Raw genomic sequence first — 19,157 nt, forward strand, 5'->3', positions numbered from 1 at the left:
AGGTCGGCGACAGTCCCCCTGCGGGCCCGGCACCCGCCGCGGTTGCGTGCTGCCGCGGCGGGGAATTCCCGCGCAGCCCTGCGCGCGGGTGGGCACACAAGCCGCCGCCCCGGCAGGGACAGCACCGCCGGACCGCGTCGCCGCGGTTGCCCGCCGCCGCGGCGGGGACTTCCCCCGCAGCCCTGCGCGCGGGCGGGCGCGCCAGCAGTTGCAGTCCCCGTGGGCTCCCCACCCGCCGCCCCCGCCGGACCGCCGCAGGCTAGTGCGCGGCTGATTCCCAGTCCCTGCCGTCGCCGACCGAGACGCCGAGGGGGACCCTCAGCCGGACGGCGTCGGCCATCTCGCGGCGGACGATCTCCTCCGCCGCCGCGCGCTCGCCGGGGGCGATCTCCAGGACGACTTCGTCGTGGACCTGCAGGAGCATGCGGGAGGTGAGGCCCGCCTCCTGGAGCGCGCCGTCGACCTTGAGCATGGCGATCTTGACGATGTCCGCGGCCGTGCCCTGGATGGGCGCGTTCAGAGCCATCCGCTCGGCGGCCTCACGGCGCTGCCGGTTGTCGCTGTTGAGGTCGGGCAGGTAGCGGCGGCGCCCGAACAGCGTCGCCGTGTAACCCGTCGCCCGCGCCTCGTCCACGGCCCGGCGCAGATAGTCCCGGACGCCGCCGAAGCGCTCGAAGTACGCGTCCATCAGACCGCGCGCCTCCGCCGCCTCGATGTTCAGCTGCTGGGACAGGCCGAACGCGGACAGACCGTAGGCCAGGCCGTACGACATCGCCTTGATCTTGCGGCGCATCTCCGCGTCCACCGCGGCCGGCTCGACGGCGAACACCTGGGACGCCGCCGTGGTGTGCAGGTCCTCGCCGGAGGTGAACGCCTCGATCAGGCCCTCGTCCTCGGAGAGGTGGGCCATCACGCGCAGCTCGATCTGGCTGTAGTCGGCGGTCATCAGGGACTCGAACCCCTCGCCCACGACGAAGCCGCGGCGGATGGCCCGGCCCTCGTCGGTGCGGACCGGGATGTTCTGCAGGTTCGGGTCCGTGGAGGACAGGCGGCCGGTCGCGGCGACCGTCTGGTTGAAGGTGGTGTGGATGCGGCCGTCCGCGGCGATCGTCTTGATCAGGCCCTCGACCGTGACCCGCAGCTTCGCCTGCTCGCGGTGGCGGAGCATGATCACCGGCAGCTCGTTGTCCGTCTGTGTGGCGAGCCAGGCCAGGGCGTCGGCGTCCGTGGTGTAGCCGGTCTTCGTCTTCTTCGTCTTCGGCAGGGCCAGCTCGCCGAAGAGGACCTCCTGCAGCTGCTTGGGCGAGCCCAGGTTGAACTCGTGCCCGGCCGCCGCGTGCGCCTCCTTCACCGCCTGCTGGACGGCGCCCGCGAACATCTGCTCCATGGCCTCCAGGTGGGCCCGGTCGGCCGCGATGCCGTGCCGCTCCATGCGGGCGAGCAGGGCGGACGTGGGCAGCTCCATGTCCCGCAGGAGGTCCGCCGCGCCGACCTCCTCCAGGCGGCTCTCGAAGGCCTCGCCCAGGTCGAGGACGGCGCGGGCCTGGATCATCAGGGCCTCGGCCTCGGCGCCGTCGTCCGTGCCGAAGGCGAGCTGGCCGTCGGCCGCGGCGGCGGGGGCCAGCTCGCGGTGCAGGTACTCCAGGGACAGCGCGTCCAGGTCGAAGGAGCGGCGTCCGGGCTTGACCAGATAGGCGGCGAGGGCGGTGTCCATGCGGACGCCGGCGATGCTCCAGCCGTGCTCGGCGAAGACCCGCATCGCGCCCTTGGCGTTGTGGAAGACCTTCGGCCGGCCGGCGTCGGCGAGCCAGGCCGCGAACGCCTTCTCGTCGGCCTCGTCCAGCTGCGCGGGGTCGAACCAGCCGGCCGCTCCCCCGGCGGCGGCGAGCGCGACCTCGGCGACCGAGCCGGTGCCGAGCGCCCAGGTGTCGACGGTGGCGACGCCGAGGGTGTCACCGCCGTGCTCGGCCAGCCAGGGGGCCAGCTCGCCCGTGCCCAGCACGGCGCCGTCCAGCTCCACTCCCTCGGCCGTGACCGGCGCGGCCTCGGCCTCCTCGGCCCCGGGGTCCACGCCGAAGAGCCGCTCGCGCAGGGAGGGGTTCCTGATCTCCAGGGTGTCCAGGACCATCGAGACGGCCTTGCGGTCGTACGGCTCGCGGGCCAGGTCGGTGACGGCCTTGGGCAGCTCGACGCCGCGCTCCAGCTCGGTGAGGCGGCGGTTGAGCTTGACCGACTCCAGGTGGTCGCGCAGGTTCTGCCCGGCCTTGCCCTTGACCTCCTCGACGCGCTCGACCAGCTCGGCGAAGGAACCGAAGTGGTTGATCCACTTCGCGGCGGTCTTCTCGCCGACACCGGGGATGCCCGGCAGGTTGTCGGACGGGTCGCCGCGCAGGGCGGCGAAGTCGGGGTACTGCGCGGGCGTCAGCCCGTACTTCTCGAAAACCTTCTCCGGGGTGAAGCGGGTGAGCTCGGAGACGCCCTTCGTCGGGTACAGCACGGTCGTGTTCTCGCTGACCAGCTGGAAGGAGTCGCGGTCGCCGGTGACGATCAGGACCTCGAAGCCCTCGGCCTCGGCCTGGGTGGCGAGGGTGGCGATGATGTCGTCCGCCTCGAAGCCGTCGACCGCGAAGCGTGAGGCGTGCATGGCATCCAGGAGCTCGCCGATCAGCTCCACCTGGCCCTTGAACTCGTCCGGCGTCTTGGAGCGGTTCGCCTTGTACTCCGTGAACTCCTGCGAGCGCCAGGTCTTGCGGGAGACGTCGAAGGCCACCGCGAAGTGTGTGGGCGCCTCGTCGCGCAAGGTGTTGGCCAGCATCGACGCGAAGCCGTAGATCGCGTTCGTCGGCTGGCCCGTCGCGGTCGTGAAGTTCTCCGCGGGCAGCGCGAAGAACGCGCGGTAGGCCAGCGAGTGCCCGTCCATGAGCATGAGGCGGGGCCGCGTGCCGTCGGTGGTCTGCTCGGTCTTCTTCGATGCTGTCTCTGCCACGCCCCCGATCCTGCCACGTGCCACTGACAGTCGGACCTCCGCACGCCCCGCGGCCTCCCTGGCGCCCGCGCCGTCACCTGCGCGTGCGAGGATCGGAGGGGTACTGCGCAGGTGCAGGTGAAGGAGAGTGTGCGATGGCGACGAAGCCACCCCAGAGCGATCCGGTCCAGGACGCGCCGCAGGTCGCCGAGCCGCAGCACGCGGCCGCCGGGCTGCCCGCGATCGGCCACACCCTGCGCATCGCCCAGCAGCAGATGGGCGTGAGGCGCACCGCCTTGACGCTGCTGCGCGTCAACCAGAAGGACGGCTTCGACTGCCCGGGCTGCGCCTGGCCGGAGCCCGAGCACCGGCACACGGCGGAGTTCTGTGAGAACGGCGCGAAGGCGGTCGCCGAGGAGGCCACCCTGCGCCGGGTCACCCCGGAGTTCTTCGCCGCGCACCCGGTCTCCGACCTCGCTGCCCGCAGCGGCTACTGGCTCGGCCAGCAGGGCCGGCTGACGCACCCCATGTATCTCCCCGAGGGCGGCGAGCACTACGAGCCGGTGAGCTGGGAGCGCGCCTTCGACATCGTCGCCGAGGAGATCACCGCGCTCGGCTCCCCGGACGAGGCGGTCTTCTACACCTCCGGGCGCACCAGCAACGAAGCGGCCTTCCTCTACCAGCTGTTCGCCCGCCGGCTCGGCACCAACAACCTCCCCGACTGCTCCAACATGTGCCACGAGTCGTCCGGCTCGGCGCTCACGGAGACCATCGGCATCGGCAAGGGCAGCGTCCTGCTGGAGGACCTGTACAAGGCCGACCTGATCATCGTCGCCGGCCAGAACCCGGGCACCAACCACCCGCGCATGCTCACCGCCCTGGAGAAGGCGAAGGCCAACGGCGCGAGGATCATCAGCGTCAACCCGCTGCCCGAGGCGGGCCTCGAGCGCTTCAAGAACCCGCAGACCCCGCAGGGCATGCTCAAGGGCGCCGCGCTCACCGACCTGTTCCTGCAGATCCGCATCGGCGGCGACCAGGCCCTCTTCCGCCTCCTGAACAAGCTGATCCTCGACGCCGACGGCGCGGTCGACGAGGAGTTCGTACGCGAACACACCCACGGCTACGAGGAGTTCGCGGCCGCCGCCAAGGCCGCCGACTGGGACGAGACGCTCGCCGCGACCGGCCTCACGCGCGAGGAGATCGAGCGGGCCCTCGGCATGGTGCTCGCCTCGAAGCGCACCATCGTCTGCTGGGCGATGGGCCTCACCCAGCACAAGCACTCGGTGCCGACGATCCGCGAGATCGTCAACTTCCTTCTGCTGCGCGGCAACATCGGCCGCCCGGGTGCGGGCGTGTGCCCGGTGCGCGGCCACAGCAACGTGCAGGGCGACCGCACGATGGGCATCTTCGAGCGTCCCGCGCCGGCCTTCCTGGACGCCCTGGAGCGCGAGTTCGGCTTCGCGCCGCCCCGCGAGCACGGCTACGACGTCGTCCAGGCGATCCGCGCCCTGCGCGACGGCGAGGCGAAGGTCTTCTTCGCCATGGGCGGCAACTTCGTATCCGCCTCCCCCGACACGGACGTCACGGAGGCGGCGATGCGCCGCGCCCGCCTGACCGTGCACGTCTCGACGAAGCTCAACCGCTCGCACGCGGTCACGGGCGCGCGGGCCCTGATCCTGCCCACCCTCGGGCGCACCGAGCGCGATCTGCAGGGCAGCGGCGAGCAGTTCGTCACGGTCGAGGACTCCATGGGCATGGTGCACGCCTCCCGCGGCCGCCTGGACCCCGCGAGCAGGCACCTGCTGTCCGAGCCGGCCATCGTCTGCCGGCTGGCACGCCGCGTGCTGGGCGCGGAGGACCCGGTGCCGTGGGAGGAGTTCGAGAAGGACTACGCGACGGTCCGCGACCGGATCGCGCGCGTGGTCCCCGGCTTCGAGGACTTCAACACGCGCGTGGCCCGCCCCGGCGGCTTCGCCCTGCCGCACGCCCCGCGCGACGAGCGCCGCTTCCCGACGGCGACGGGCAAGGCCAACTTCACCGCCGCGCCCGTCGAGTACCCCGAGCTGCCCGAGGGCCGCCTGCTGCTGCAGACGCTGCGCTCGCACGACCAGTACAACACCACGATCTACGGCCTCGACGACCGCTACCGCGGCATCAGGAACGGCCGCCGGGTCGTGCTGGTCAATCCCGACGACGCACGGACGCTCGGGGTCGCCGAGGGGTCGTACGTGGACCTGGTGAGCGAGTGGAAGGACGGCGTCGAGCGCCGGGCGAACGGCTTCCGGGTCGTGCACTACCCGACGGCCCGCGGCTGCGCGGCCGCGTACTACCCCGAGACCAACGTCCTCGTCCCGCTGGACGCCACCGCCGACACCTCCAACACCCCGGCCAGCAAGTCCGTCGTCGTACGTCTGGAACAATCGGCAGCCGACTGAGCGTTTGCTCAGTCGGTTCGACGACTGATCAGGACGAACGGAGCAGGGCCGATGGGCGAGCAGAACAACGTGACGTTCCCGCAGGAGGTCATCGCCGAGTACGCCGCACTCGGCGTCGACCTCCCGGCGCTGTTCTCCGCCGGGCACCTCGGCACCCGGATGGGCGTGGAGATCGTGGAGGCCTCGGCGGACCGTGTCGTCGGCACGATGCCGGTCGAGGGCAACACCCAGCCCTACGGCCTGCTGCACGGCGGTGCCTCCGCCGTGCTGGCGGAGACCCTCGGCTCCGTCGGCTCCATGCTGCACGGCGGCAGCTCCAAGATCGCGGTCGGCGTCGACCTCAACTGCACCCACCACCGCGGCGTCCGCTCCGGCCTGGTCACCGGGGTGGCGACGCCCGTGCACCGGGGCCGGTCGACGGCGACGTACGAGATCGTGATCAGCGACGAGCAGGAGCGCCGCGTGTGCACCGCCCGCCTGACCTGCCTGCTGCGCGACGTACGGCCCGGCGACGGGGCGCCGGTGGGCGCCGCCGCCGACTGACCGGACCCGCCCTCCCCACCGGCCCTGCGTCCCGCCTCTGGTCCGACCCGCCGATCAGGCCATAGCGTCATGTCATGAGAACGGGAGGAGCCACCCGGCCGGCGGCGGTGGTCGGCTGCGGGATGGCACTGGTCCTGGTGACGAGCGGTGCGTGCACCGGGTGCGGCTCGTCGGACTCCGGGAGCCGCACGACCGCCGCACGCACCGCCTCGGCCCAACCGTCCGCGACCGCACCGTCCGCGACCGCACCCGAGGCGCTGTGCGCGCGGGTCGTCACGTACTGGTCGCGCAAGGTGCTGGACAGCCACACCTACGGGGACTACCAGACGATGGGCCTGTCCAACGGGCAGTACGACATCCTGCGGGACGTCGTGGACGCCGCGCGGGCCGCCAAGAAGCGCCAAGGCGCCGCGGCGGCCGACCGGTTGATCGTGAGCCGGGCGCGCCAGGGCTGCCGGGACTGGTACCGCACCGGCGGTCCGAGCAACGGGCCGTGGTCGTGAGCGGCGTCGGCCCCCTGGAGCCGGGCGAGGGCACCCGGGCCTGGGACACCCCGGAAGGCGGCACCGCCACCCTGCCGCGCCGCCCGCGCGGCCCGCTGCGGCAGTGGTACGACCGGCACCGGCGCGCCGCCGTCGCCGGCCTCACGGCCGCCGCGGTGCTCGCGGCCGGCGGCTACCTGTACCTCACCCGGCCGCACAGGCCGCCGCCCCCTCCGCCGCCGTACCCGTCTCAGGTTGTGGACATCACCTACCTCGCCCCGGTGGCCGCGCCGAAGCAGGACAGCCCCGGCAGTTTCAGCTTCACGGTCGACGTGAGCGTGGCGTCCGGACCGCCCGTCACCGTCCGGGACATCGCCCAGCCGTACGCCGGCCTGACCCTGACCGCACAGCCCCGCACCCCTTTCCGGACACGGGCGGGCGAGCGCCGCAAGGTCGTGATCACCATGCACGTCACGCAATGCCGGAAAGTGCCGGAAAGTGCCGGGCTCCCTTTCCTGGATGTAACTCTGCGTAATACGCGCGCAATAGAGGTCCACAGTTTCATCCTGGGGCCGCGCTATGCACAGCACCTCTCCAGCGCCCTGCAAGCCATCTGCGACAACACTTCCAGGTAATTAGCAAAACCCTCGAAGCGCCTGACAGCCCCGCGCGGGTCCTGCAGGTTCTCAGAATGCGGACGGGGCGAATCGGCTGGAATTCCGCTGTTCCACCCACCGTGTACCGCTCTGCATAACGTGGGGTCATAACAAGACAGTCACAGCCTCAGTCAGACCCTCCTCCAGGGTTCCTCCACACGCTTAGAGTCACCGCCAGTCACCGTGCTGCCGAAAAGTCACTTCGGCCCTGCACAGCGACTCGGCCACTTCCAGGGGGGAGGGGCCGGTGTCAGGGAAAGGACTGATCGTGCGTCAACGTTCGCTCATCGCCATCACCGCCGCGCTGGCGGCGGGAGCACTCACCCTCACCGCCTGCGGCTCGCGCGACAGCGGCGACAAGGGGAACTCCGGCAGCGGTGGTACCACCGTCACCATCGGAGTCGACGCCCCGCTGACCGGCGACCTGTCCGCACTGGGTCAGGGCATCAAGAACTCCGTCGATCTCGCCGTGAAGAACGCCAACAAGCAGAAGATCGTGGACGGCGTCACCTTCAAGATCGAGGCCAAGGACGACCAGGCGCAGCCCTCCTCGGGCCAGCAGAACGCCTCGTCCCTGGTCGCCGACAAGAACGTCATGGGCGTCGTGGGCCCGCTGAACTCCTCGGTCGCGGAGTCCATGCAGAAGGTCTTCGACGACGCCAAGCTGGTCGAGGTCTCCCCGGCCAACACCAACCCGGCCCTGACCCAGGGCACGAACTGGCAGACCACGAAGGCCCGCCCGTTCAAGTCGTACTTCCGCACCGCGACCACGGACGCCATCCAGGGCCCGTTCGCCGCCGAGTACGTCTACAACACGGCCAAGAAGAAGAAGGTCTTCGTCATCGACGACAAGAAGACCTACGGTGCCGGCCTCGCCGCCACCTTCACCGCCGAGTTCAAGAAGCTCGGTGGCACGGTCGTGGGCACCCAGCACATCAACCCCGACACCAAGGACTTCTCCTCGGTCGCCACCCAGGTGAAGAACTCCGGTGCCGAGGCCGTCTACTACGGCGGTGAGTACCCGCAGGCCGGTCCGCTCAGCAAGCAGATCAAGTCGACCGGTGCCAAGATCCCGCTCGTCGGCGGTGACGGCATCTTCGACCCGACCTTCATCAAGCTGGCCGGTGCCAACTCGACGGGTGACCTCGCCACCTCCGTCGGCGCCCCGGTGGAGACGCTCGACTCCGCCAAGAAGTTCGTCGCCGACTACAAGGCGGGCGGCTACTCGGAGGAGTACGGCGCCTACGGCGGTTACTCCTACGACTCCGCCTGGGCCATCATCCAGGCCGTGAAGAAGGTCGTCGACGACAACAACGGCAAGCTGCCGTCCGACGCCCGCGCCAAGATCACCGCAGCCATGCAGGGCGTCTCCTTCGACGGAGTCACCGGCAAGGTCTCCTTCGACCAGTACGGTGACGCCACCAACAAGCAGCTCACCGTCTACGCCGTGAAGAACGGTGCCTGGGCGGCCGTCAAGTCCGGTACGTTCACCGGCTGACCCTCACCCGCACCACTCACGAGCCGCCCGGGGCGCTGTTCCACAGGCGCCCCGCGCGTTCTCGCATCCGGCTTCATCCGTCGAAATCATCCGAAAGTCTCGGAGGACATGCGGTGAACGAACTGCCGCAGCAGCTGGTCAACGGCCTGCTACTGGGATCCATGTACGGGCTGGTCGCCATCGGCTACACGATGGTCTATGGCATTGTCCAGCTCATCAACTTCGCCCACGGCGAGATCTTCATGACCGGAGCCTTCGGTGCTCTGACGGTCTACGCATACATTCTGCCCAGCGGCACCTCGATGTGGATCGCCCTGCCGCTGATGCTGATCGGCGCCATCATCGTCGCCACGGCAGTCGCCGTGGGAGCGGAACGGTTCGCCTACCGCCCCCTGCGAGGCGCGCCCCGCCTCGCCCCCCTGATCACCGCCATCGGCCTCTCCCTCGCCCTTCAGCAGGCGGTGTGGGCCTGGTACCCGGACGCGAAGTCCTCGCGGACCTTCCCGCAGATCGACGGCGGCCCGTTCCACATCGGGAACGTCACCATCCAGACCGGCGACATCTTCCTGCTCATCGCCGCCCCGGTCAGCATGGCCGTCCTCGCCTACTTCGTCATGAAGACCCGTACCGGACGCGGCATGCAGGCCACCGCGCAGGACCCGGACACGGCCAAGCTCATGGGCGTCAACACCGACCGCATCATCGTGATCGCGTTCGCCCTCGGCGCCGTCTTCGCCGCCGTCGGAGGTGTCGCCTACGGCCTCAAGTACGGCGAGATCAACTTCCGGATGGGCTTCATCCTCGGCCTCAAGGCCTTCACCGCGGCCGTCCTCGGCGGCATCGGCAACATCTACGGCGCCATGATCGGTGGCGTCGTGCTCGGTGTCGCCGAGACCCTCGCCTCCGCCTACATCTCCGACATCCCCGGCATGGAGAAGTTCGGCAGCCAGTCCTGGGCGGACGTCTGGGCGTTCGTCCTCCTCATCCTTGTGCTCCTCTTCAGGCCCCAGGGTCTGCTCGGCGAGCGCGTCGCGGACAGGGCGTGACACCGATGACCACACAGACCACCGCACCCGAGACCCCCGGGACCCCGGCCGCGGCCGCCCCGTCCGGCCTGATCGGCATCCCGCCGCACGTCGGCCGCGCCCTCGCCCTCGGCGGCGGCGTCCTCACGATCGTCTCGACGTTCATGTCCTGGACCTGGACGTCCGCCTTCCCCGGCGACCTCACGGTCTACGGCTACCCGGGCGGCCTGCAGGTCCTCGTCCTGATCGGCGGGATCTTCACCACCCTCTTCGCGCTGGCCGGCTACGGCGTCACGTGGCTGCGCGGGCTGGTGCCCGCCGGGGGCGACGCCGCCCTGAAGATGGCAGCGCTCGCCGCCTTCGCCACCGCCTGGTACACGGTCATCTCGATCAGCACCGAGCTCGGCGGCGTCGTCAACCTCGACCCGGGCGGCTATCTCGTCGCGATCGCCTCGCTCGGCGCGTTCGTCGGCGCCCTGGCGTTGCCCTTCCAGCACCCCGAGCCGGAGCCGATCGACCCCGACGAGGGCAGCTGGGAGCACTTCAAGAACCAGTCGGCCCACTGGTGGGAGACCGTCAAGACGGCCTTCGCCGCCAAGCCCGCGCGGCCCGTCGGCAAGCTCCCGGCCTTCGTCGAGATCCTGATCATCGCCGGCATCATGGCCGTCGGTCTGCTCGTCTTCACCTACGGCATCGGCACCGAGTACGACGAGCTGTTCGTCGGCTTCCTGATCACCGCCGGCTTCGGCTTCGCCGCCCTCAACAAGGCCGGTCTGATCGCCCAGGCCTCCCAGATCACCGCCCGGCACCAGACCATCACCGTCTGGGGCGCGTTCATCGCGGCGGCGCTGTTCCCCTTCACCCAGACCGACGACCAGTACGCGACCCTCGGCGTCTACATCCTGATCTTCGCCACCGTGGCCCTGGGCCTGAACATCGTCGTCGGCCTCGCCGGCCTCCTCGACCTCGGATACGTCGCCTTCCTCGGTGTCGGCGCCTACGCCGCGGCCCTGGTCTCCGGCTCGCCGAGCTCGCCGTTCGACGTGCAGTTCCCGTTCTGGGCGGCCGTCCTCGTCGGCGCCGCGGCCTCGCTCACCTTCGGTGTCCTCATCGGTGCGCCCACCCTGCGACTGCGCGGCGACTACCTGGCCATCGTCACCCTCGGCTTCGGTGAGATCTTCCGCATCACGGCCAACAACCTGGACGGCACCTCCGGTCCGGACATCACCAACGGCTCCAACGGCATCTCCTCGATCCCGAACCTGAAGATCCTCGGCTGGGACCTCGGTGCCCCGCACACGATCCTCGGCTTCACGATCGGCCGGTTCGCCAACTACTTCCTGCTGATGCTGGTCATCACGGCCATCGTCGTCCTCGTCTTCCGGCGCAGCGGCGACTCCCGCATCGGCCGGGCGTGGATCGCCATCCGCGAGGACGAGACCGCCGCCCTGGCCATGGGCATCAACGGCTTCCGGGTCAAGCTCATCGCCTTCGCCGTCGGCGCCTCCCTCGCGGGTCTCGCCGGCACCGTGCAGGCGCACGTGACCTACACCGTGACACCCGAGCAGTACCAGTTCGCCGGGCCGATCCCGCCGAACTCCGCGTTCCTGCTCGCCGCGGTCGTCCTCGGCGGCATGGGCACCATCGGCGGCCCCCTCATCGGTGCCTCCCTGCTCTACCTCATCCCCAACAAGCTCCAGTTCCTCGGCGACTACCAGCTCTTCGCGTTCGGTGTCGCGCTCATCCTGCTGATGCGCTTCCGTCCGGAGGGCCTCGTCGCCAACCGGCGCCGCCAGCTGGAGTTCCACGAAGAGGCCGAAGCGCCCACGGTCCTCGGCAAGACAGGGGCCTGACCACACATGACCACCGACACCTCAACCCAGGGCACCACCCCCGGCGCCACCGCCCCGGGGCAGGTCGTACTCGACGCCCGCGGCGTGACCATGCGCTTCGGCGGCCTGACCGCCGTGCGCAACGTCGACCTCACCGTCAACAGCGGCGAGATCGTCGGCCTCATCGGGCCCAACGGCGCCGGCAAGACGACCTTCTTCAACTGCCTCACCGGCCTCTACATCCCCACCGAGGGCGAAGTCCGCTACAAGGACGCCGTGCTGCCGGCCAAGTCCTTCAAGGTGACCGCCGCCGGTATCGCGAGGACCTTCCAGAACATCCGTCTGTTCGCCAACATGACGGTCCTGGAGAACGTGCTCGTCGGGCGCCACACCCGCACCAGGGAGGGCTTCTGGTCCGCGGTGCTGCGCCTGCCGAGCTTCCACAAGGCCGAGGCGACCTCGCGCGCCCGCGGCATGGAGCTCCTTGAGTTCGTGGGCCTCGCCGCCAAGGCCGACCACCTCGCCCGCAACCTGCCCTACGGCGAACAGCGCAAGCTGGAGATCGCCCGGGCGCTGGCGAGCGAGCCGGGTCTGCTGCTGCTCGACGAGCCGACCGCCGGCATGAACCCGCAGGAGACCAGGGCCACCGAGGAACTGGTCTTCGCGATCCGCGACCGGGGCATCGCCGTCCTCGTCATCGAGCACGACATGCGGTTCATCTTCAACCTCTGCGACCGGGTCGCCGTACTCGTCCAGGGCGAGAAGCTCGTGGAGGGCGACAGCGCCACCGTCCAGGGCGACGAGCGCGTCATCGCCGCCTACCTCGGGGAGCCCTTCGAGGACTCCCCCGGCGACGGGGAGACCGCCCGGGTCGAACCCGCCGAGGCCCAGGCCGACACCCCGACGGACGCCGCGCCCGGCAAGGAGACCGACCGATGACCGCACTGCTCGAGGTCGAGGACCTCCGCGTCGCCTACGGCAAGATCGAGGCCGTCAAGGGCATCTCGTTCAAGGTGGAGGCGGGCGAGGTCGTCACCCTCATCGGGACCAACGGCGCCGGCAAGACCACCACGCTGCGCACCCTGTCGGGTCTGCTCAAGGCGGTCGGCGGCCAGATCAAGTTCAACGGCAAGTCGCTCAAGAAGACCCCGGCCCACCAGATCGTCTCCCTGGGGCTCGCCCACTCCCCCGAGGGGCGGCACATCTTCCCCAGGATGACCATCGAGGACAACCTGCGGCTGGGTGCCTTCCTGCGCAACGACAAGGCAGGCGTCGAGAAGGACATCCAGCGCGCCTACGACCTCTTCCCGATCCTGGGAGAGCGGCGCAGGCAGGCCGCGGGCACCCTGTCCGGCGGTGAGCAGCAGATGCTCGCCATGGGCCGCGCCCTGATGTCGCAGCCCAAACTGCTGATGCTCGACGAGCCCTCCATGGGCCTGTCGCCGATCATGATGCAGAAGATCATGTCGACGATCGCCGAGCTCAAGTCGCAGGGGACGACCATTCTGCTGGTCGAGCAGAACGCCCAGGCGGCGCTGTCGCTGGCCGACCACGGCCATGTGATGGAGGTCGGCAACATCGTCCTGTCCGGCACCGGACAGGACCTGCTGCGCGACGAGTCGGTGCGCAAGGCGTACCTCGGCGAGGACTGAGCGCCTCCCGGCCGGCACGACGAGGCCCGCGCTCCCCGGACGACCGGGGGACGCGGGCCTCGTGGCGTGTGCGCGGGGTCAGCCCTTGGCCGCCTTCTTCTCGTCGGCGTCCTGGATGACCGCCTCGGCGACCTGCTGCATCGACATGCGGCGGTCCATGGAGGTCTTCTGGATCCAGCGGAAGGCGGCCGGCTCGCTCAGGCCGTACTCGGTCTGGAGGATCGACTTCGCGCGGTCGACCAGCTTGCGGGTCTCCAGACGCAGCGTCAGGTCGGCGACCTCCTTCTCCAGCTCCTTCAGCTCGGTGAAGCGGGAGACGGCCATCTCGATCGCCGGTACGACGTCGGACTTGCTGAACGGCTTCACGAGGTACGCCATCGCGCCGGCGTCCCGGGCGCGCTCGACGAGGTCGCGCTGGGAGAAGGCGGTGAGCATCAGCACCGGGGCGATACTCTCCTCGGCGATCTTCTCGGCCGCCGAGATGCCGTCCAGCTTGGGCATCTTGACGTCGAGGATGACGAGGTCCGGCTGGTGCTCACGGGCGAGCTCGATGGCCTGCTCGCCGTCACCGGCCTCGCCGACGACGGAATAACCCTCTTCCTCGAGCATCTCTTTGAGGTCGAGCCGAATCAGGGCCTCGTCCTCCGCGATGACGACACGGGTCGTCATCGGAGGCACGTGCGACTTGTCCTCGTCGGGCGTGTCCACGGGCTGGGGCGACTCGGGGGCGGTCACTGGAGCTCCTTGTTGCAGGGCAGGGGTGCTGCTGACAAGAGCCTACCCAGCTGCGGTAAGGTAGGTGCGCGGAGGGTCGGGGGAAACCTTTGATTCTGCGAGCCCCGGTAGCCCAATTGGCAGCAGGCAACGGATTCAAAACCCGTACAGTGTCGGTTCGAGTCCGACCCGGGGCACTTTTGCTTCGATTCCAAGGTCGCACCAATGGTCGGCTATTTCGGACTGTCGTCCTCGCCGACGTGATGCACGCGGACCATGTTCGTCGAGCCGGACACCCCGGGCGGTGAACCCGCGGTGATCACCACGATGTCGCCCTTCTCGCAGCGGCCGTACTTCAGCAGCAGGTCGTCGACCTGCTCGACCATCGCGTCCGTGGAGCCCACGTGCGGACCGAGGAACGTCTCCGCGCCCCAGGTCAGGCTGAGTTGGGAGCGCGTGGCCGCCTCCGGTGTGAAGGCGAGCAGCGGGATCGGCGAGCGGTAGCGGGACAGCCGGCGGGCGGTGTCGCCCGACTGCGTGAACGCGACCAGGAACCGCGCCCCGAGGAAGTCGCCCATCTCCGCCGCCGCACGGGCCACCGCTCCCCCTTGCGTACGCGGCTTGTTCCGTTCGGTCAGCGGCGGCAGGCCCTTGGCGAGCAGGTCCTCCTCCGCCGCCTCGACGATCTTCGCCATCGTCCGGACCGTCTCGACGGGGTACTTGCCGACGCTCGTCTCGCCGGAGAGCATCACGGCGTCCGTGCCGTCGATGACGGCGTTGGCCACGTCGCTCGCCTCGGCGCGCGTCGGCCGGGCGTTGTCGACCATCGAGTCGAGCATCTGGGTCGCCACGATCACCGGCTTGGCGTTGCGCTTCGCCAGCTTGATCGCGCGCTTCTGGACGATCGGGACCTGCTCCAGCGGCATCTCCACGCCCAGGTCCCCGCGGGCGACCATGATCCCGTCGAAGGCGGCGACGATGTCGTCGATCGCCTCGACCGCCTGCGGCTTCTCCACCTTGGCGATGACGGGGAGGCGGCGGCCCTCCTCGGCCATGATGCGGTGGACGTCCTCGATGTCGTGGCCGCTGCGCACGAAGGAGAGCGCGATGACGTCGAAGCCGGTGCGCAGCGCCCAGCGCAGGTCGGCCTCGTCCTTCGCGGAGAGTGCGGGCACGGAGACCGCGACACCGGGGAGGTTGAGGCCCTTGTGGTCGGAGACCATGCCGCCCTCGACGACGGTGGTGCGGACATGGGGTCCGTCCACGGAGGTGACCTCCAGGCAGACCTTGCCGTCGTCGACCAGGATGCGCTCACCGGGCGTGACGTCGTCGGCGAGGCCGGGGTACGTGGTGCCGCAGGTGTGCCCGTTGCCCTCCGCGCCCTCTTCGACCGTGATGGTGAAGGTGTCTCCGCGTTCAAGGAGTACGGGGCCTTCCGTGAAACTGCCGAGCCGGATCTTCGGGCCCTGAAGATCCGCGAGGAGCCCCACGCTGCGGCCGGTCTCGTCGGCGGCCTTCCGTACCCGACGGTAGCGCTCCTCGTGCTCGGCGTGACCGCCGTGGCTGAGATTGAACCGGGCCACGTCCATTCCCGCGTCGACCAGGGCTTTGATCTGGTCGTACGAGTCGGTGGCGGGCCCCAGAGTACAAACGATCTTTGCTCGGCGCATGATTCGAGCCTAGGCCTTACCGGCGGGTAGAGAATTGGCCGGGCATGACCACTCAACAACCTTTGAGTGAAGTGGTGTTGACAAGTATTGAATTGTGCGGCGGGGTGCTCTGATGAGCATTTCCCCGGTCAGGCCATTTCCTCAATCAGATGCGCGGCGGATTCATGGTGAACCGGGCATTGACCGCGGCATGCACCTTCTGGCGCTGCGGTTCGAGGTCGAGCGCGGGCGCGGCGTCCTCGGCCCCGCCGTACGCCATGGAGCGCATACGGCCGGAGGGCTGGGGGTAGGGCTGGGCGTCCTCGGCGCCGATGTCGGCCAGCTCCACCAGGGCCGCCAGCGAGGTGCCGAGCGCCTCCGCGTACTCCCGGGCGCGCTGGACCGCCTCCTTCACCGCCTGCTGCCGGGCCTGGCGGTGGGCCGGCGAGTCGGGGCGCAGCGCCCACCAGGGGCCGTCCACCCGCGTCAGCTCCAGATCGGCCAGGCGGGTGGTGAGCTCGCCGAGGGCGGTGAAGTCGGTCAGCTCGGCGGTGAGGTGGACCCGGCCGTGGTAGGCGTGGACCCGCTCGCCGCGGCCCTTCTCCCTGAGCTCCGGGCTGATGGAGAAGGCACCGGTCTCCAGGCGCTCCACCGCCTCCCCGTAGGTCTTGACCAGGTCCAGGGCGGCGGCGTTGCGCCGGGTGAGGTCGTCGAGGGCGGCGCGGCGGTCCCTGCCGCGGGAGGCGACGGTGATGCCGATGCGGGCGATCTCGGGGTCGACCTCCAGACGCGCCTCGCCTCGGACGGCGATGCGGGGCGCGTCGGGGGTGCCGTACGGGACGGCGGGGTGGGGGGCGTCCGCTGCAGGGAGGGTCATACGACCCACTCTGTCACCTTCCGTCGGCGAGCGGGGTGAGCACCTGGGCCTGCCGTGCCTGCGGGATCCGCGGCGGCTGCTGGGACTGGTCGAGTCCGAAGGTGGTGAAGGCCGTTCGGGACGGGAGACGGTAAGTCTTTTTCCCCGTAAGGGAGTTGAGGATGGTGGCACTGCGCCAGGCGGCGAGGCCGAGGTCGGGAGCGCCGACGCCGTGGCTGTGCCGTTCGGCGTTCTGGACGTAGATGTGGCAGCCGGAGCCGGTGACGGAGGGGTCCAGGGCGAGGCGGAACTGCTCGTCCACGCGCGGGCGTTCGCGCTTGTCGCGGCGCAGATAGGGGTCGAGGCCGGCCAGGAGGCGGTCGAGCGGGCGCTCGCGGTAGCCGGTGGCGAGGACGACGGCGTCGGTGGTCAGCCGGCTGCGGGTGTCCTGCTGCAGGTGTTCCAGGTGGAGTTCGACCTTGGTGGTGGCGATACGGCCCGCGGTGCGCACCCGGACGCCGGGCGTGAGGACGACGTCCGGCCAGCCGCCGTGCAGGGTGCGGCGGTAGAGCTCGTCGTGGATGGCGGCGACGGTGTCGGCGCCGATGCCCTTGTGCAGCTGCCACTGCCCGGCGACGAGCCGGTCGCGGACGCCTTCGGGCAGGGCGTGGAAGTAGCGGGTGTAGTCGGGCGTGAAGTGCTCCAGACCCAGCTTGGAGTACTCCATGGGCGCGAACGCCTCGGTGCGGCCCAGCCAGTGGAGCTTCTCGCGGGCGGCGGGGCGGGCGCGGAGCAGGTCGAGGAAGATCTCCGCACCCGACTGCCCCGAGCCGATGACGGTGACGTGCTCGGCGCCGATCAGGGCCTCGCGGTGGGCGAGGTAGTCGGCCGCGTGCACGACGGGCACGCTCGGCGCCTCGGCGAGCGGCCTGAGGGGGTCGGGGACGTAGGGCTCGGTGCCGATGCCGAGGACGATGTTCCTGGTGTACGTGCGGCCGAGCGCCTCGGCCTCCCCGTCGGCGTCGAGCTGGGTGAAGTCGACCTCGAACAGGTCCCGTTCGGGGTTCCAGCGGACGGCGTCGACCTGGTGGCCGAAGTGGAGCCCGGGGAGGCTGTCCGCGACCCAGCGGCAGTAGGCGTCGTACTCGGCGCGCTGCACGTGGAAGCGCTCGGCGAAGTAGAAGGGGAAGAGCCGGTCGCGGGCCTTGAGATGGTTGAGGAAGGTCCATTCGCTGGCGGGGTCGGCGAGCGTCACCAGGTCGGCCAGGAACGGGACTTGGACGCGGGAGCCCTCGATGAGCAGGCCCGGGTGCCAGGCGAAGGAGGGGCGCTGGTCGTAGAAGACGGCGTCGATCGCGGCGAGTGGCTGGGCCAGGGCCGCGAGGGAGAGGTTGAACGGGCCGATGCCGATGCCGACCAGGTCGCGGGGCGCGTCGGGCTCGTGGTGAGGGGGGTGGGGGCGGGGGGTCGTGCTCATCGGGGGGTGGGTCCTTCCACGAGTGCGTCGTCTTCTTCGGCGGCCGCCGCGGCCTTCTCGGCCTCTTCGGCGGCCTTCCCGGCGGCCTCCTCGACGAGGGCGAGGAGCGCGGCCAGGTCCGCGGGGCGGGTGTCGGGGTTGAGCAGGGTGGCCTTGAGCCAGAGCCGGCCGTCGAGGCGGGCCCGGCCGAGGACGGCGCGGCCCCGGTGCAGGAGGCTTCGGCGGACGGCGGCCACGGTGTCGTCGGTGGCGTGCGCGGGCCGGAACAGGACCGTGCTGATGGTGGGCCGGTCGTGGAGTTCGAAGGCCGGATGGCGCCGGACGAGGCCGGCGAACTCACGTGCGTGGCCGCAGACCTGGTCGACGAGGGCGCCCAGGCCGCTGCGGCCGAGGCTCTTCAGCGTGACCGCGATCTTGAGGATGTCGGGGCGCCGGGTGGTGCGCAGGGAGCGGCCGAGGAGGTCGGGGAGACCGGCCGCGGTGTCGTCGTCGGCGTTCAGGTAGTCGGCGTCGTGCCGCAGGACGTCCAGGTCGCGGGGGTGGCGGACCGCGAGGAGCCCCGCGGCGACCGGCTGCCAGCCGAGTTTGTGCAGGTCGAGGGTGATGCTGTGGGCGCGCTCCAGACCGGCGAGCTGCTCGCGGTGGCGGTCGCTGAACAGCAGAGGGCCGCTGTAGGAGGCGTCGATGTGCAGCCGGGCGCGGTGGGCGGTGCACAGCGCGGCGATCTCGGGGAGCGGGTCGATGAGGCCCGCGTCGGTGGTACCGGCGGTGGCCGCGACGAGGTGGGGGCCGGGCAGGGTGGTCAGGGCCTCGTCGAGGGCGGCGGGGTCGAGGGTGCCGGCGGGGGCGGGGACGGTCACCGGGTCCGGCAGCCCGAGGAGCCAGGCGGCGCGGGGCAGCGAGTGATGGGCGTTCGCGCCGCAGACCAGGCGGATGCCGGCGCCGTGCCGCTCACGGGCCAGCAGCAGCGCGAGGTGGTTGGACTCGGTGCCGCCGGTGGTCACGACGGCGTCGGAGGCACCGGCCTCCCGGGCCAGCGCGCGGGTCACCAGGGCTTCCAGGGCGGAGGCGGCCGGCGCCTGGTCCCAGGAGTCCAGGGACGGGTTGAGGACGCTCGCGGCCAGGTCGGCCGCGGCGGCCACGGCCAGCGGCGGGCAGTGCAGATGGGCGGCGCAGAGCGGATCGGCCGGGTCGGCCGCGCCCTGAGCGAGGGCGTGCACGAGGACGCGCAGCGCGTCGGGGTCGCCGTCCTGCGGCAGGACGTCCCCGACGGCGGCGTGCACGCGCGCGGTGACGGCGTCCGGTCCGCCGGCGGGCAGGGGGCCTCCGCGCGCGTGGGTGACCGCCTCCAGCGGGTCGAGCACGGTGTCGAG

15 protein-coding genes and 1 tRNA gene are annotated in these 19,157 nt (G+C 70.7%); 10 read left to right on the top strand and 6 right to left on the bottom strand.

The genetic code is table 11. The features are described 5' to 3' along the window. Positions 1-259: 259 nt before the first annotated feature. On the bottom strand, positions 260-2,986 hold the full coding sequence (gene polA / locus ACFU97_RS19870; RefSeq protein WP_384258055.1) for a DNA polymerase I: 2,727 nt from the start codon (positions 2,984-2,986) through the stop codon (positions 260-262). A 134-nt stretch (positions 2,987-3,120) separates the two neighbouring features. Between polA and ACFU97_RS19875 the strand changes: the two genes are divergently transcribed. The 9 genes from ACFU97_RS19875 (at position 3,121) to ACFU97_RS19915 (ending at position 13,088) form a co-directional block, all read left to right on the top strand. Further along, positions 3,121-5,400 carry an FdhF/YdeP family oxidoreductase gene (locus tag ACFU97_RS19875; RefSeq protein ID WP_384258057.1) on the top strand — a complete coding sequence of 760 codons (2,280 nt, stop codon included), beginning with the start codon at positions 3,121-3,123 and terminating at the stop codon, positions 5,398-5,400. A gap of 51 nt (positions 5,401-5,451) precedes the next feature. Then, positions 5,452-5,943 (top strand): hotdog fold thioesterase, encoded by a 492-nt coding sequence (locus ACFU97_RS19880; protein WP_384258060.1) that lies wholly within the window; start codon positions 5,452-5,454, stop codon positions 5,941-5,943. 74 nt (positions 5,944-6,017) lie between these two features. Continuing rightward, the gene (locus tag ACFU97_RS19885) at positions 6,018-6,446 is read left to right on the top strand and encodes a hypothetical protein (RefSeq protein WP_384258062.1); all 429 of its coding nucleotides are present in this window, start codon (positions 6,018-6,020) and stop codon (positions 6,444-6,446) included. Then, on the top strand, positions 6,443-7,060 hold the full coding sequence (locus ACFU97_RS19890) for a Tat pathway signal sequence domain protein (RefSeq protein WP_384258065.1): 618 nt from the start codon (positions 6,443-6,445) through the stop codon (positions 7,058-7,060). The genes ACFU97_RS19885 and ACFU97_RS19890 overlap by 4 nt, the downstream gene beginning before the upstream one ends. A gap of 289 nt (positions 7,061-7,349) precedes the next feature. Continuing rightward, a complete protein-coding gene (locus ACFU97_RS19895; RefSeq protein ID WP_384258067.1) occupies positions 7,350-8,579 on the top strand; it encodes a branched-chain amino acid ABC transporter substrate-binding protein in 1,230 nt (409 codons plus the stop codon). Between the two features lie 113 nt (positions 8,580-8,692). Next, complete coding sequence (locus ACFU97_RS19900) at positions 8,693-9,625, top strand: branched-chain amino acid ABC transporter permease (protein ID WP_384258070.1); 933 nt, start codon at positions 8,693-8,695, stop codon at positions 9,623-9,625. A gap of 5 nt (positions 9,626-9,630) precedes the next feature. Beyond that, a complete protein-coding gene (locus ACFU97_RS19905) occupies positions 9,631-11,457 on the top strand; it encodes a branched-chain amino acid ABC transporter permease (RefSeq protein ID WP_384258072.1) in 1,827 nt (608 codons plus the stop codon). A 6-nt stretch (positions 11,458-11,463) separates the two neighbouring features. Then, entirely contained in the window at positions 11,464-12,375 is a 912-nt protein-coding gene (locus ACFU97_RS19910; protein ID WP_384258074.1) for an ABC transporter ATP-binding protein, read from the top strand. After that, positions 12,372-13,088 carry an ABC transporter ATP-binding protein gene (locus tag ACFU97_RS19915; RefSeq protein ID WP_384258076.1) on the top strand — a complete coding sequence of 239 codons (717 nt, stop codon included), beginning with the start codon at positions 12,372-12,374 and terminating at the stop codon, positions 13,086-13,088. The genes ACFU97_RS19910 and ACFU97_RS19915 overlap by 4 nt, the downstream gene beginning before the upstream one ends. A gap of 78 nt (positions 13,089-13,166) precedes the next feature. Here ACFU97_RS19915 and ACFU97_RS19920 read toward each other — a convergent pair whose 3' ends face one another. Then, the gene (locus ACFU97_RS19920) at positions 13,167-13,823 is read right to left on the bottom strand and encodes an ANTAR domain-containing response regulator (RefSeq protein WP_384258078.1); all 657 of its coding nucleotides are present in this window, start codon (positions 13,821-13,823) and stop codon (positions 13,167-13,169) included. Between the two features lie 101 nt (positions 13,824-13,924). Here ACFU97_RS19920 and ACFU97_RS19925 point away from each other — a divergent pair. Next, positions 13,925-13,999 (top strand) — tRNA-Leu (locus ACFU97_RS19925). A 36-nt stretch (positions 14,000-14,035) separates the two neighbouring features. Here the strand turns inward: ACFU97_RS19925 and pyk are convergent. From pyk to ACFU97_RS19945, 4 genes are all read right to left on the bottom strand, one after another. Beyond that, positions 14,036-15,472 (bottom strand): pyruvate kinase, encoded by a 1,437-nt coding sequence (pyk, locus tag ACFU97_RS19930; RefSeq protein WP_384258080.1) that lies wholly within the window; start codon positions 15,470-15,472, stop codon positions 14,036-14,038. A 145-nt stretch (positions 15,473-15,617) separates the two neighbouring features. Continuing rightward, positions 15,618-16,328 carry an SIMPL domain-containing protein gene (locus ACFU97_RS19935; protein ID WP_384258082.1) on the bottom strand — a complete coding sequence of 237 codons (711 nt, stop codon included), beginning with the start codon at positions 16,326-16,328 and terminating at the stop codon, positions 15,618-15,620. Positions 16,329-16,341: 13 nt separating this feature from the next. Continuing rightward, on the bottom strand, positions 16,342-17,784 hold the full coding sequence (locus ACFU97_RS19940) for a lysine N(6)-hydroxylase/L-ornithine N(5)-oxygenase family protein (protein WP_384258084.1): 1,443 nt from the start codon (positions 17,782-17,784) through the stop codon (positions 16,342-16,344). Beyond that, positions 17,781-19,157 (bottom strand): pyridoxal phosphate-dependent decarboxylase family protein (locus ACFU97_RS19945; protein WP_384258087.1); only part of this gene is annotated, 1,377 nt, incomplete at its 5' end. The genes ACFU97_RS19940 and ACFU97_RS19945, both read right to left, overlap by 4 nt.

Origin of the sequence: Streptomyces sp. NPDC057616 (assembly GCF_042800575.1) — a bacterium.
Taxonomy (GTDB): domain Bacteria; phylum Actinomycetota; class Actinomycetes; order Streptomycetales; family Streptomycetaceae; genus Streptomyces.